This is a genomic window from Mesorhizobium sp. B2-1-3A, from assembly GCF_006442655.1.
GTDB lineage: Bacteria > Pseudomonadota > Alphaproteobacteria > Rhizobiales > Rhizobiaceae > Mesorhizobium.
Genome location: NZ_VFWK01000002.1, coordinates 1 through 14,172, shown reverse-complemented (window position 1 = coordinate 14,172; position 14,172 = coordinate 1). Strand labels below are relative to the sequence as shown.

Below are 14,172 nucleotides of genomic sequence, written 5' to 3'. Positions count from 1 at the left end.
GGCGCGGAAAGATTTGCCGCCGAAAATCTTCCCCGCCGGCGACACTTGGAACGGTATCTTTCCGCTTCCGAGGCCGGCTGAAGACGCGATGCGGCAACGATGTCGCCAAATGCCGGATCAATAAAAAAATGCGGTCGTTAATAATATCGTGAATGGAAAAAACTGCTAATTTTTTCTGCCATTTAGCAAAATTACGGATTTTTTTCCTGCTTCCCGCGGGGTAAGCAAACGGGGTGTTCCAAAGCCGGAAAAACGGTGCTTATATGCGCGCTTCGCGAGCCTGATAGAGGGGCTTGGAAGAACATTCAGGGAGTGCTCAATGAAGAAGAAATTGACTTTTGCAGCCGCGTTGCTGGCTGCAAGCGTCCTGGGAGGCGTGGCCAACGCGAAAACCCTGGTCTATTGCGCGGAAGCATCGCCGGAGGGTTTTGATCCGGCGCCGTACACCGCGGGCCAGACGTTCGACGCGTCCTCGCGTACCGTTTTCAACCGCCTCGTCGAATTCGATCACGGCAAGACCTCGATCTCGCCCGGCCTGGCTGAAAGCTGGACCATTTCCGACGACGGCAAGGAATATACGTTCAAGCTGCGCAAGGGCGTCAAGTTCGCGCCCACCGACTATTTCACCCCGACGCGCGATCTGAACGCCGACGACGTGGTTTTCTCGTTCGAGCGCCAGGTCGACAAGAACGGCCCCTGGTTCCAGTACATACCGGGCATTGCCTATCAGTATTACAATGACCAGTTCGGCGACAACATCACCAAGGTCGAGAAGGTTGACGACCAGACGGTGAAGTTCACCCTCAAGGAACCGGCAATCACCTTCATCCCGACGTTGGGCATGGATTTCGCCTCCATCGTCTCCAAGGAATATGCCGACAAGCTGCAGGCCGACAAGACGCCTGAACTGTTCAACCAGAAGCCGGTCGGCACCGGTCCGTTCATCTTCGTCGACTATCAGACCGACGCCGCCATCCGCTACAAGGCCAACCCCGACTATTGGGGCGGCAAGCAGAAGATCGACGATCTCGTCTTCGCCATCACCACCGATCCGGCGGTGCGCGCGCAGAAGCTCAAGGCCGGCGAATGCAACATCATGTCGTACCCGGCGCCGGCCGATATTGCCGGTCTACAGGCTGATCCGAACCTGACGGTCGCGGAGCAGGAAGGCCTCAACGTCGGCGCGCTGATGTACAACACACAGCAGAAGCCGTTCGACGACGTGCGTGTCCGCAAGGCGCTCAACATGGCCATCAACAAGAAGGCCATCATCGACGCCGTCTTCCAGGGTGCCGGCCAGGTGGCGATCAACCCGATCCCGCCGACCATGTGGTCCTACAACAAGGACGTGAAGGACGATCCGTACGATCCGGACGCGGCCAAGAAGTTGCTTGAGGAAGCCGGCGTCAAGGATCTCAAGATGAACGTCTGGGCGATGCCGGTCTCGCGTCCGTACATGCCGAACGCGCGCCGCACCGCCGAACTGATCCAGGCGGACTTCGCCAAGGTCGGCGTCACCGTCAACATCGTCAGCTATGATTGGGGTGAATATCTCAAGCGCGCTTCGGCGGTCGATCACGACGGCGCCGTCATCGTCGGCTGGACCGGCGACAATGGCGATCCGGACAACTTCCTCGGCGTGCTCCTGAGCTGCGCTTCCGTCGGTTCGAACAACCGCGCGGAATGGTGCAACAAGGACTTCGATGCGCTCATCAACAAGGCCAAGACGGTTTCCGACCAGGCCGAGCGCACCAAGCTCTACGAACAGGCACAGGTCATCTTCAAGGAACAGGCACCGTGGGCGACGCTCGCGCATTCCAAGGTGTTCATGCCGATGCAGAAGACCGTCTCCGGCTTTGCGATGGATCCGCTCGGCATCCACCGCTTTGACGGCGTCGATATCGCCGAATAAGGTTCGCGAAACGGGGCGGCGCCACAAGGTGCCGCCCCACCTCGCCCGCCATGCTGCGTTATATCCTAGGCAAGCTCGCCCTCATCATCCCGACCTTCATCGGGATAACCATCCTCGCTTTTGGCTTCGTGCGCATCCTGCCCGGTGATCCGGTGCTGGTGCTTGCGGGCGAACGTGGCCTGTCGCCCGAACGTCACACGGCGCTGATGCACCAGTTCGGTTTCGACCTGCCGATCTGGCAACAATACCTGACCTACCTGACGAACATCCTCAGCGGCGATTTCGGCACCTCGTTTTCCACCAAGACGCCGGTGCTCAAGGATTTCCTGGTGCGGTTCCCGGCAACGGTTGAGCTCGCCATCTTCGCCATGATCTTCGCCGTCGTCTTCGGTGTCGCCTTCGGCATCTTCGCCGCGATCCGCCGCGGCTCCTGGTTCGACCAGCTCACAATGGGCACCGCGCTGGCCGGCTATTCCATGCCGATCTTCTGGTGGGGTCTGCTGCTGATCATCGTCTTTTCCGGCACGCTGCACTGGACGCCGGTCTCCGGCCGCATCGACCTCCTCTATTTCTTTAAGCCGGTGACCGGCTTCATGACCATCGATTCCTTGATTTCCGGGCAGAAGGGCGCGTTCCGCTCGGCGGTGTCGCACCTCATCCTGCCGACCATCGTGCTCGGCACCATCCCGCTGGCGGTCATCGCCAGGCAGACGCGCTCGGCCATGCTCGAAGTGCTGGGCGAGGATTATGTGCGCACCGCGCGCGCCAAGGGCCTGGCGCCGCGCCGCGTCATCGGCCTGCATGCCTTCCGCAACGCGCTGATCCCGGTCGTCACCACCATCGGCCTGCAGGTCGGCACGCTGCTCACCGGCGCCATCCTGACCGAGAGCATCTTCTCCTGGCCCGGCATCGGCAAGTGGATGATCGACGCCATTTCCAAGCGCGACTATTTCACCGTCCAGGGCGGGTTGCTTCTGATCGCGCTGATCGTCATGTCGGTGAACCTCATCGTCGACGTGCTCTACGCCGTCATCAACCCGCGCATACGGGCCAATTGACATGACCAACGAAGGCCCAGCCACCGTCGAAGCCGCCACCGTCGTCAAGCCGCAGGACGCGCGGCTGCAGATGTTCGCGGAATTCTGGCACTACTTCTCCATCAACAAGGGCGCGGTGATCGGCCTCTTCGTCTTCGCGCTGCTGATCCTGGTCGCTCTCTTCGCGCCGCTGCTCGCCCCGCACTCGCCTGACGATCAGTTCCGTGACTTCTTCCTGACGCCACCGGCCTGGCAGGCGGGCGGCAATGCCCAGTTCCTGCTCGGCACCGACGCCGTCGGCCGCGATATGCTGTCGCGCCTGATTTATGGCTCACGCTTCTCGCTGGCCATCGGCTTCGTCGTCGTCACCACGGCGCTGATCTCCGGTGTCATCCTCGGCCTGCTCGCCGGCTATTGCCGCGGCTGGGTCGATACGCTGATCATGCGCATCATGGATATCATCCTGGCCTTCCCGTCGCTGCTTCTGGCGCTGGTGCTGGTCGCGGTCCTTGGCCCTGGCCTCGTCAATGCCATGATCGCCATCGCCTTCGTGCTGCAGCCGCATTTCGCGCGGCTCACCCGCGCCGCCGTAATGGCGGAAAAGAACCGCGAATATGTCATCTCGGCCAAGGTTGCCGGCGCCAGCCATCTCAGGCTGATGCTGGTCACCATCCTGCCCAACTGCATCGCGCCGCTGATCGTGCAGGCGACGTTGTCCTTCTCCAACGCCATTCTCGAGGCGGCCGCGCTCGGTTTCCTCGGCATGGGCGCGCAGCCGCCGACGCCGGAATGGGGCACCATGCTTGCCGAAGCACGGGAGTTCATCCTGCGCGCCTGGTGGGTGGTGACGTTCCCCGGCCTCGCCATCCTGATCACCGTCTTCGCCATCAACCTGATCGGCGACGGTCTGCGCGATGCGCTCGACCCCAAGCTGAAGAGGTCGTGAGCATGCCTCTGCTTGAGATCAAGAACCTCACCGTTTCCTTCGACACCGCTGCCGGACCGTTCATGGCCGTGCAAGGCATCGACCTTTCGATCGAACCGCGCGAGGTGCTGGCGATCGTCGGCGAGTCCGGCTCCGGCAAGTCGGTGTCGATGCTGGCGGTGATGGGGCTGTTGCCCAACACGGCGACGGTCAGGGCCGACCGCATGGCCTTCGATGGCGTCGATCTGTTGAAGCTCAGCCCGTCCGAACGGCGCAAGATCGTCGGCAAGGACATATCGATGATCTTCCAGGAACCGATCGCCAGCCTCAATCCGTGCTTCACCGTCGGCTTCCAGATCGAGGAGGTGCTGCGCTTCCACATGGGCATGGATCGCGCCCAGCGCCGGGCACGGGCCATCGAACTGATGAAGCTGGTCGGCATTGCCGATCCGGAGGAACGGCTGAGTTCGTTTCCGCACCAGATGTCGGGCGGCCAGTGCCAGCGCGTCATGATCGCCATCGCCATTGCCTGCAATCCCAAGCTGTTGATCGCCGACGAGCCGACGACCGCACTCGACGTCACCATCCAGAAGCAGATCCTCGATCTCCTGGTCTCGCTGCAGGCCAAATACGGCATGGGCCTGATCATGATCACCCACAATATGGGCGTGGTGGCCGAGACCGCCGACCGCGTCATCGTCCAGTACAAGGGCCGCAAGATGGAAGAGGCCGACGTGCTGTCGCTGTTTGAATCGCCGAAGAGCAACTACACGCGCGCGCTGCTGTCGGCGCTGCCGGAAAACGCCGTCGGCGACCGGCTGCCGACCGTGTCCGACATGCTGTTCGAGCCCGCTCCCTCCGCCGCTGGAGCCTCCGCATGAGCACCACGGTCCTCGAAGGCAAGAACATCGTTCGCGACTATCACATCGGCGGCGGCCTGTTCACCGGACCGCGCACCGTGCATGCGGTCAAGGGCGTCTCCTTCACCGTGGACAAGGGCAAGACGCTCGCCATCGTCGGCGAAAGCGGCTGCGGCAAGTCCACGCTTGCCCGCATCATCACCTTGATCGATCCGGCGACCGCGGGCGATCTGTTCATCGACGGCAACAAGGTCGACATCGCCAGGGGCGGATTGACCAAGGAGATGCGCCGCAAGGTGCAGATCGTCTTCCAGAACCCCTACGGCTCGCTCAATCCGCGCCAGAAGATAGGCGACGTGCTGGGCGAGCCGCTGCTGATCAACACCGACAAACCGGCCGCCGAGCGGCGTGACCTCGCCATGAAGATGCTGAAGAAGGTCGGCCTCGGTCACGAACACTACAACCGCTATCCGCACATGTTCTCGGGCGGCCAGCGCCAGCGCATCGCCATCGCCCGCGCGCTGATGCTGAACCCGAGCCTCTTGGTGCTCGACGAGCCGGTTTCGGCGCTCGATCTTTCGGTGCAGGCGCAGGTGCTCAACCTGCTCGCCGACCTGCAGGACGAATTCCAGCTGACCTATGTCTTCATCAGCCACGATTTGTCCGTGGTGCGCTACATCGCCGACGATGTGATGGTGATGTATTTCGGCGAGGCGGTCGAATACGGCTCGCGCGACGAGGTCTTTTCCGACCCCAAGCACAGCTACACCCGGACGCTGTTCGCCGCGACGCCGCGCGCCGACGTCGCCTCGATCAAGGCGAGGCTGGCGAAGAAGAAGGCGGCGGCCTGACTCCGGTCGCCGCTGCCTTCCGGCGAGGGCCAGCTAGACTGGTGCCTCAGGCATCAGCGTCTTTGCGAGCAGGACATTGGCGTGGCCGCGCGGGAAGTCCTCGAGTTGCACCAGCCGCTGAAATCCATGCTTTTCATAGAAGTCCGGCGCCTGGAAGGTGAAGGACGCGAGATGGATGACATGGCACCCGCGCAGCCGAGCCTCCTTTTCTGCGGCTGCAAGGAGGCGCGAGCCGAGGCCCTTGCCGCGCTCGCTCTCGGCGATCCATAGCGTCTTGATTTCGCACACGCCCGCCCAACTGTGCCCGTGGAGACCTGCGTAGATCGTCCCGTCATTCCTCTTCAGGAAGATCGACAAATAGCGGCCGTCATCGACGCCGGTCGCAGCGACGTTGAAGCCGTAAAGGCCATCTTCTAGGGCGACAATGTCCTCTGGCGTGGGTTCGCTGAGGACAACAAGATATGTCGCCCCATTCGCGCTCTCATCATCGTTCTCGCCAAGACCAGTCATGTCACGATAACTTGGCGATGATCGCCTGCAGCGCCTCGCCGAAGCGGTGGATTTCCTCGACCGTGTTGTAATGCACCAGCGAGGCGCGGATGGCGCCGCTGTCCATCGACAAATTGAGGCGCTTCATCAGGCGTGGCGCGTACATGTGTCCGTCGCGGATGCCGATCTGCATCTCGGCCATCTCCTCGACGATCCTTTGCGGCGACAGCTTGCCGATGTTGAAGCAGAAGGTCGGCACGCGCTCGTTGATGCGGGCCTCGTCCGCGACGCCGTAGATAGTCGCGCCGCAGCCCTTGAGCACACCAAGCATCTCGCGCGCCAGAACCAGCTCGTAGTCACGGATGGCGGTCATGCCGGCAACGATGTTTTCGCGCCGCGAGCGATTGTTGGAGGGCGCGAGATTGCGGCCGATCAGTTCCAGATACTGCACGGCCGCGTCCATGCCCGACACATTCTCATAGATAAACGTACCGGCCTCGACCTTGTAGGGTGGTTCGTCCGGAATGAAATCCTCGCGGAAGGTCGGCAGCCGCTTCAGCGTGTCGAAGCGGCCCCAGAGGAAGCCCATATGCGGCGAGAAGTTCTTGTAGCCGGAGCAGACGAGGTAGTCGCAATCCCAGGCCTGCACGTCGATCAGCCCATGAGGTCCGTAATGCACGCAGTCGAGGAATACTTCGGCACCGGCCGCATGCGCGATCCTGGCAACGGAAGCCACGTCGACGATCGAGCCGATCGAATGCGCCGTCACCGTGCAGGCGACGAGGCGGGTGCGGTCGGAAACCAGCGGGCGCAGATCGTCGACATGCAGGTTGCCGTCCTCGCGCATGCGCCACCACTTGAATTTCGCCCCGGCCGATTCCAGCGCCAGCCAGGTGGCGATGTTGGCGTCATGGTCCATGTCGGTGACGACGATCTCGTCGCGTTCTCCAAGCATCTGGCCAATGCCGAGGCTGACGAGGCGGATGAACGAGGTGGCGTTCATGCCGAAGCAGATTTCCGCCGGGCTGTAGGCGTTGATCAGCAGCGCCACGCTTGTGCGGGCATCGGCGACCGACTGGTCGACGGTGACGCTGCGGCCATAGCGGCCGCCGCGCTGCACATTGTGCGAGACAAGGTGGTTGGTCACCGCGTCGAGCACGCTCTGCGGAATCTGCGCGCCGGCGGCGTTGTCCAGGAAGATGAAATCGCCCGCCCGCTGCAGGGCGGGAAACATGGCCCGGATGGTGGCGACGGGGAAGCCGCCGGTGGCGGTGGCCTGGGAATTGCTCAAGGGATGTCTCCTGCGAAGTGCCATGGCGAACGGTCTATGGTCAGCGCGTCTTTTCGGTCTTGAAGCGGGCTTCAAGCAGGCTGACGAGGCGCACCATCGGCCAGAGGAAGATGAGATAGACGAGTGCCGCGCCGATCAGCGGCGAGGGGTTGGCGTAGAGCGACTGTGCGTTGGTCGCCTCCTTCAAGAGTTCCGGCAGCGCCACGGTTGAGGCGAGCGAGGTGTCCTTGAACATCGAGACGCAGTTGCTGGTCATTGGCGGGATGACCACGCGCACCGCCTGCGGCAGCACCACCTTGCGCAAGGTCAGAAGGAACGGCAGGCCGAGCGCCTGCGAAGCTTCGAACTGGCCGCGCGGAATGCTCTCTATACCGGATCGGAAAACTTCCGCCGAATAGGCCGACATGATGATGGCGAACGCTGTGACCGCGGACGCCCAGGACGACAGGCGTATACCGAGGAAGGGCAGCGCGTAGTAGATCAGGATCAGCACCACCAGCACCGGCAAGGCGCGGAAAATGTCGGTATAGCCGACAGCCAGCCACCGCAGCGGCTTTGGCGCATAGAGCCGCAGCAGGCTGATCACCAGGCCGATAGGAATGCCGATGCCGATGCTGAGCAGGCCGAGCAGCAGCGTGTTCAGGAATCCGCGCAGCAGCGCAGGCAGGCTCGACGCGATGACGTCGGCGTTGAAGAAGGTGTCGATCAGCGACATGGGAGCGTTCCCGAACCGTTTTGCGTCCCGTGACGCTGGAGCAGGGCCCGGAAACACCGAAAGCGGTTTTGCCGCGCGGACCTGTGGCTCCGGGGAAGGATCATCAATGAAAACGAGGCGTGCCGGCCTTTTGAGCCGTCACGCCCCTGTTCTCGGTCGCCGCTCAGGCCTTCGGCATCGGCATTTCCTTGACGGTCGACGAATCGGCCGGCGCGTCGCTGCCGAACCACTTCTTGTGGATCGCGGCCAGCGTGCCGTCCTTCTTCATCGCCGTCAGCGCGTCGTTCAGCTTGCCGAGCAGCGGGTGGTCCTTGGTCATCATCAGTCCGTATTGTTCGCCGGTCTTGATGCGCTGCTTCACCTTCAGGTCCTTCATCTTGGTGAAGGAGTATTCCATGCCCGGAATGTCGCTGACGGCGGCGTCGACGCGGCCGGCGCTGAGGTCGAGCAAAAGGTTCTGCTGCGTGTCATAGCCCTTCACGTCGCTGAAGCCATCGGCTTCCTGATGCGCCTTGACCCAGGTCTCGCCGGTCGAGCCGGACAGCACGCCGACGATCTTGCCCTTGAGGTCGGCCTCGGTGTTGACAGCGCTATCGGTCTTGGTGGCGATGCCCATGTCGGAATCATAGTAGGGCTGGGTAAAGGACTGCGACTTCAGCCGCTCCGGGGTGATGGTGATCGAGGAGATGGCGACATCGATACGCTTCGAGGTGGTGGCCGCGAACAGCGCCTGGAAGCCGAGGTCGGCGATGTCGGTGGTCATGCCGATGCGCTTGGCCGCTTCGTTGACGATATCGACTTCAAAGCCCTCGAAAGTGCCGCTCTCGTTCTTGTATTCGAAGGGCGGATTGGTTGGGTAGGCGCCGACATTGAGCACATCGGCGGCATAGGCGGTGGCGGGACCGGCGGCGATGCCGACGGCGGCAGCGAGCAGGATGAGATTGCGACGGGTGAGCTTCATTGGTCGTCCCTCTGGGGTGTTCCCTCTGGTTGTTGATCGGGCGGGGCTGGCCCCGCACGGTTTCTTGCCGTCCCGCCTCCCAGCGGGGCGTCAATTCATGGCTGCGACCATGCGGTCGAGCGCGGTCGCTATCTGGTCGCGGTCACGGCAGACGCACATGCGCAGGAAGGCCGTTGCCGAGCTTCCGAAGAGATGGCCGGGCGCCAGCCCGACGCGCGCCGTCTCCAGGATTTTGGCGCAGGCGCGACTAGCATCGCTTTCGCCTTCCATGGCAAAGAAGGCATACATGCCGCCACGCGGTTTCGTCGGCAAAATGACGCCCGGAATCTGTGCCAGCCTCATATAGGCGAGGTCGAGGCCGGTCCTGATCCGCTGCCTGATCTCTTCGACCAGTGGCTCGCCCTGGCGAATTGCGGCAACCGCGCCAGCCTGGATCGGAGCGGCAGTGCCGCTGTTGACGTATTGGGTCATGGCGCCGAGTTGGTCGGCCACTCCCGATGGATGCGTCAGCCAGCCGATGCGCCAGCCGGTCATGGCCCAGGCCTTGGAGAAGCTGTTGACCGACAGCACCCGGTCGCCGTCCTCGGCGATCTGCAGGATCGAGGGCGCGACGTCGCCGTCGAGATAGAGCCGGCCATAGACCTCGTCGGAAATGATCCAGATGCCGGTGCGCCGGCTGAAATCGAGCAGGGCCTTCATCTCCTCGGCCGAGGCGGTCCAGCCGGTCGGGTTGGATGGCGTCGACAGGAAGATGGCGCGGGTGCGCGCGTCGCAGCTGGCGAACAGCCTGTCGAGGTCGAGACGCCAGTCACCCTCGAAGTCGAGCGAAAACGGCCGTGGTTCGCCGCCGATCAGGTGGATGGCGTTGTGGATGTTGGGCCATTGCGGCGCGACATAGACGACGTTTGTGCCGGTATCGACCAGCAGCTCCAATGCAAGGTATAGCGCCTGCATGCCGCCCGGCGTGACGGTGGTCCGTGCGATCGGGATCGGCCGGCGGTGGATGCGCGTCTGGTACTCCGACAGCGCTTCATTCAGAGCCCCAAGCCCGCGCATGTTGGGCACATAGAAAGTCTGACCTTCGTCGAAGGCCGCTTTGGCCGCGTCGCGGATGAAGGCGGGCGTCACCATGTCGCCTTCGCCGTACCAGAGCGCGATGACGTCGCCCAATTCACGCGCGCGCACGGCAAGGTTGGCAATGTTTTCGGTATGGAGATCACGGATCTGCGCGCGTACGCCATCGAAAGCATAGCGCGCGCTGGACGATGACTGGGGCAGCATGAACGACAAGGACTGAACCCCTCCCACCCGAAGCACTGCGATGAACTGGCCGGCAACCCCTCCGGCATCGCGGTCACCATCGATCCTTGGATGCTATCCAAAGTGCGGCACTTTTCAAGGCGAAAGTTTTAAGCTTAAAAAGTTTGGGTGGCCTGTTGCCTTGCCGATACGCCTTTTTTTGCCCTGATGCGCTCGTTTCATGCCAATTCGTCGCGCGCCGCGGCGAAGTTGGCCGCCGCGCCGGCGCCCAGAAACATCGTGTCGCTGGCCAGCACGAAGAAACTCGCACCGATGGCTGCCCAACGGCCGATCGTCTGTGGGCTGGCGCAAAATATGCCTGATGTCTTTCCGTGTGCGATCGTGGCAGCAATGATCGTCCGGATCGCCGCATTGAGCTTGTCGGCGCCTTGCGGTCCGATCGCGTCGATCGACACCGAAAGGTCGCCGGGGCCGACGAAGATCACGTCGACGCCGTCGACCGCCGCGATCGCGTCGATGTTGGCGAGCCCCTCCGCTGTCTCGACCTGGACCGCGACGACGGTTCTGTCGTTGGCGCCGGCAAGATATTCGGGGATGCGATAGCCATAGCCCGCGGCCCGGCCGGGTCCGACGCCGCGCTCGCCCTGTGGTGGATAGCGCGAGGCTTTCACTGTTGCTTCGGCCTGGGCGGCGGTCGAGACGCGCGGCACCAGCACGCCCTGCGCGCCGCTGTCCAGCGCCGCCTGGATGGCCTCCGGCGCATGGCCGGGAACGCGCACCATCGCCGGCACGCGATGCACGTCGGCGGCTCGCACCATGGCCTCGATCGTGTCGCGCGAAATCTGGGCATGCTCCCAGTCGATGCAGAGGAAGTCGAGGCCGGATAGCGCCATCACTTCGACCGCAACGGGATGGGGAATGGCGGCAAAGGAACCGACAAGGCTCGTCTTGCCGATGCATTTCTGGCGGAACTCGCTCATGTCCATCCTCTTTTTCGACCTGTTCAAATCCATATCCGCAAACGACCGCGAGGCGAAGCTATTTCAGGCTTGAAATATTCTGGCGCGGGCCTAGCGTGTGGCCTCCCGCCGCGAGTTTTCAAGATGATCAAAGCGCATCCCCTGCACGGCCCGAACAAACTGAAGCTCGGCGTCTTCTCGACCAATGCCGATGGCGGGCTTGCCATCACCGATGTGCCGGAACGTTGGACGGCGAGCTGGCAGGACAATCTGACGGCGGCGCAAATCGCCGACCGCGCCGGGCTGGAGTTTCTGCTGCCGATCGCGCGCTGGCGCGGCTTTGGCGGCCGCAACAAGGTGCGCGAATGGTCGTTCGAGACCTTCACCTGGGCGGCGGCCCTCAGCATGGCGACCGAACAGATCGGCCTGTTCATGACCGTGCATGTGCCGCTGGTGCATCCGCTCTATGCCGCCAAGGCGCTGGCGACCGTCGACCATGTCAGCCAGGGCCGCGCCGGCCTCAACATCGTCTGCGGCTGGAACCCGAAGGAATTCGGCATGTTCGGCACGCCGCTCGTCGAAAAGGGTTACGACCAGGCGGCCGAATGGATCGAAATCCTCGAAAAGCTATATGCTTCTACCGAGCCTCTCGACTATGAAGGCACCTACTATCGTCTCAAGGAAGCGGTCAGCCGGCCGGCCAGTTTGCAGACCCCGCGTCCGGTGACCATGAACGCCGCATTCGGCGGTCCGGGCCGCGATTTCGCCGCCGCCCGGTGCGACTATCTGTTCACGACCTTTTCCGAAATGAGCGACGCCGGCAAACACGTCGCCGACATCCGCGAACGGGCCGACAAGGTCGGTCGTGATGTCGGTGTCTATACGGTGGCGCACGTCGTCTGCCGCCCGACGATGGAAGAGGCGCAGGCCTATTATAACAGATATGCGGTCGATCTGGCCGACCATGACGCGGTCGATGCCCACATGGCCGGCAAGAAGGAATTCTCGCAGTCGCACGACCCGCACGCCTATGACCGTTACCGCCAGCGCTTCGCCGGTGGCGCCGGCACCTATCCCCTGATCGGAACCCCGGAAACGATCGCCGCCGACATGGCCGCAATTGCCGGGCACGGCTATCAGGGCATCGCGCTTTCCTTCGTCAACTACACGCAGGAGCTGCCCTATTTCTGCGATCACGTGCTGCCGCTGCTGAGGCAGGCAGGCCTTCGCGGGTAATGACGACAGATTAATCCGGTATGACCGCTGTCGCCTGGATCTCCACCTTGGCGCGGTCCTCGACCAGTGCCACCACCTGCATGGCGGCCATTGCCGGAAAATGCCGGCCGATCACCTCGCGATAGGCTTCGCCGATGCCCCTGAGATTGGCCAGATATTCGGCCTTGTCGGTGAAATACCAGGTCATCGAGGTGATGTGCTGAGGCGTGGCGCTTGCCTCCGCCAGCACCGCCACGATGTTCTCCAGTGTCTGTTTCACCTGGCCGACAAAGTCGTCGGTCTCGAACTGGCATTGGCCGTTCCAGCCGACCTGTCCGCCGACGAAGATGAGACGCCCACGCGCCGCGACGCCATTGGCGTAGCCGACCGGTTTGGTCCAGCCTTCAGGCTGCAGAACCTCGTGCATTTCAAGCCTCCCCGTATTCCAAAAACCAAGTGTCAAAATCGAATGCCGTCAATGTCTCGCGGTCAGCCCGCGCTCATCACTTGCCTGGCGATCACCACCTTCTGCACGTCGGAAGCACCCTCATAGATGCGCAGGGCGCGGATCTCGCGATACAGGCTCTCGACGATATGGCCTTTGCGGACGCCGTCGCCGCCATGCAACTGCACCGCTCTGTCGATCACCTCTTGCGCCTTGTCCGTCGCGAACAGCTTGGCCATCGCCGCCTCGCGTGTCACCCGCGCCGCGCCCATGTCCTTGGTCCAGGCGGCGCGGTAGACCAGAAGTGCTGCCGCGTCGACGTCGAGCGCCATGTCGGCGATGTGACCCTGCACCATCTGCAATTCGGCCATAGGCGCGCCGAACAGTTTGCGCTCGGTCACCCTTTTGATGCTTTCATCGAGTGCCCGGCGGGCAAAGCCGAGCGCCGCCGCGCCAACCGTCGAGCGGAACACGTCGAGCACCGACATGGCGATGCGGAAGCCGTCGCCGGGCTTGCCGATCAGTGCGGCGGCGGGCAGGCGGACCTTGCCGAAGGAAAGCCGCGCCAGCGGATGCTGCGCGATCACTTCGAGGCGTTCGGCGATGCCAAGGCCCTTGGCGTCGCCTGGCACCAGGAAGGCCGACAGCCCCTTGGCGCCCGGCGCCTCGCCGGTGCGGGCAAAGACGACATAGAGATCGGCGATGCCACCATTGGAGATCCAGGTCTTCTCACCTGTCAGAATGTAGCTGTCGCCATCGCGGGTCGCCGTCATCTCGGTGTTGGCGACATCTGATCCTGAACGCGGCTCCGACAGGGCAAAGGCCGAGATCGCCTTGCCGGCACGCGTCTTGGCCAGCCATTGCTGCTGGTTCGGTGTGCCGAACAGGCTGAGCGCGCCGGTGCCCAGCCCCTGCATGGCGAAGGCGAAATCAGCGAGCCCGTCATGGCGCGCCAGCGTCTCGCGCGTGATGCACAAGGTGCGCACGTCGAGCGGCCCCGGATTGTCGGTATCAACAGCCGTCGGCTTCAGCCAGCCGTCGCGGCCAAGCTTGGCCACCAGCTCGCGGCAGGCAGCGTCGACGTCATGGTGATCGACGGGGAGGTTCTTGGCGCACCATGCCTCCAGGCCTTCGGCCAGTTCGCGGTGGCGGTTTTCGAAGAAGGGCCAGTTGAGGAAGGAACGGTCAGGCATTTTGGCCTCCGCAGTATTTGGAGCGTCGCGCCCTACGGCGCCCCCCTCTGTCCTGCCGG

The 14,172-nt window shown here is 63.1% G+C and carries 14 protein-coding genes; 6 read left to right on the top strand and 8 right to left on the bottom strand.

Features of this window, described 5'->3' with window-relative positions; genetic code table 11:
• Positions 1-319 precede the first annotated feature (319 nt).
• The 5 genes from FJ977_RS06680 to FJ977_RS06660 all read left to right on the top strand — a co-directional run bounded on the left by FJ977_RS06680 (position 320) and on the right by FJ977_RS06660 (position 5,585).
• Positions 320-1,912 carry an ABC transporter substrate-binding protein gene (locus FJ977_RS06680; protein WP_140769808.1) on the top strand — a complete coding sequence of 531 codons (1,593 nt, stop codon included), beginning with the start codon at positions 320-322 and terminating at the stop codon, positions 1,910-1,912.
• Between the two features lie 50 nt (positions 1,913-1,962).
• Complete coding sequence (locus tag FJ977_RS06675) at positions 1,963-2,970, top strand: ABC transporter permease subunit (protein ID WP_056569725.1); 1,008 nt, start codon at positions 1,963-1,965, stop codon at positions 2,968-2,970.
• 70 nt (positions 2,971-3,040) lie between these two features.
• Complete coding sequence (locus tag FJ977_RS06670) at positions 3,041-3,895, top strand: ABC transporter permease subunit (protein ID WP_171883339.1); 855 nt, start codon at positions 3,041-3,043, stop codon at positions 3,893-3,895.
• A 2-nt stretch (positions 3,896-3,897) separates the two neighbouring features.
• A complete protein-coding gene (locus FJ977_RS06665) occupies positions 3,898-4,755 on the top strand; it encodes an ABC transporter ATP-binding protein (protein ID WP_056569729.1) in 858 nt (285 codons plus the stop codon).
• A complete protein-coding gene (locus tag FJ977_RS06660; RefSeq protein ID WP_140769806.1) occupies positions 4,752-5,585 on the top strand; it encodes a dipeptide ABC transporter ATP-binding protein in 834 nt (277 codons plus the stop codon). Before FJ977_RS06665 ends, FJ977_RS06660 begins: the two co-directional genes overlap by 4 nt.
• Before the next feature lie 33 nt (positions 5,586-5,618).
• Here FJ977_RS06660 and FJ977_RS06655 read toward each other — a convergent pair whose 3' ends face one another.
• From FJ977_RS06655 to FJ977_RS06630, 6 genes are all read right to left on the bottom strand, one after another.
• Positions 5,619-6,095, bottom strand: coding sequence for a GNAT family N-acetyltransferase (locus FJ977_RS06655; RefSeq protein ID WP_140769804.1), 477 nt, complete (start codon positions 6,093-6,095; stop codon positions 5,619-5,621).
• Between the two features lies 1 nt (position 6,096).
• Positions 6,097-7,389, bottom strand: coding sequence for a cysteine desulfurase-like protein (locus FJ977_RS06650; protein WP_140769802.1), 1,293 nt, complete (start codon positions 7,387-7,389; stop codon positions 6,097-6,099).
• Between the two features lie 16 nt (positions 7,390-7,405).
• Positions 7,406-8,080 carry an amino acid ABC transporter permease gene (locus FJ977_RS06645; RefSeq protein ID WP_056569735.1) on the bottom strand — a complete coding sequence of 225 codons (675 nt, stop codon included), beginning with the start codon at positions 8,078-8,080 and terminating at the stop codon, positions 7,406-7,408.
• A gap of 163 nt (positions 8,081-8,243) precedes the next feature.
• Positions 8,244-9,041 (bottom strand): ABC transporter substrate-binding protein, encoded by a 798-nt coding sequence (locus FJ977_RS06640; RefSeq protein WP_140769800.1) that lies wholly within the window; start codon positions 9,039-9,041, stop codon positions 8,244-8,246.
• A gap of 90 nt (positions 9,042-9,131) precedes the next feature.
• Positions 9,132-10,322: a pyridoxal phosphate-dependent aminotransferase gene (locus FJ977_RS06635; protein ID WP_181179763.1), complete on the bottom strand. Its 1,191-nt coding sequence runs from the start codon at positions 10,320-10,322 to the stop codon at positions 9,132-9,134.
• Between the two features lie 197 nt (positions 10,323-10,519).
• Positions 10,520-11,281, bottom strand: coding sequence for an HpcH/HpaI aldolase/citrate lyase family protein (locus tag FJ977_RS06630; RefSeq protein ID WP_140769798.1), 762 nt, complete (start codon positions 11,279-11,281; stop codon positions 10,520-10,522).
• A 123-nt stretch (positions 11,282-11,404) separates the two neighbouring features.
• Between FJ977_RS06630 and FJ977_RS06625 the strand changes: the two genes are divergently transcribed.
• Positions 11,405-12,496, top strand: coding sequence for an LLM class flavin-dependent oxidoreductase (locus FJ977_RS06625; protein WP_140769796.1), 1,092 nt, complete (start codon positions 11,405-11,407; stop codon positions 12,494-12,496).
• Between the two features lie 10 nt (positions 12,497-12,506).
• On the opposite strand, the gene FJ977_RS06620 is transcribed toward FJ977_RS06625, so the two are convergent.
• Positions 12,507-12,902: a RidA family protein gene (locus FJ977_RS06620; protein ID WP_140769794.1), complete on the bottom strand. Its 396-nt coding sequence runs from the start codon at positions 12,900-12,902 to the stop codon at positions 12,507-12,509.
• A 62-nt stretch (positions 12,903-12,964) separates the two neighbouring features.
• Positions 12,965-14,113 carry an acyl-CoA dehydrogenase family protein gene (locus tag FJ977_RS06615; RefSeq protein WP_140769792.1) on the bottom strand — a complete coding sequence of 383 codons (1,149 nt, stop codon included), beginning with the start codon at positions 14,111-14,113 and terminating at the stop codon, positions 12,965-12,967.
• Between the last annotated feature and the right edge of the window lie 59 nt (positions 14,114-14,172).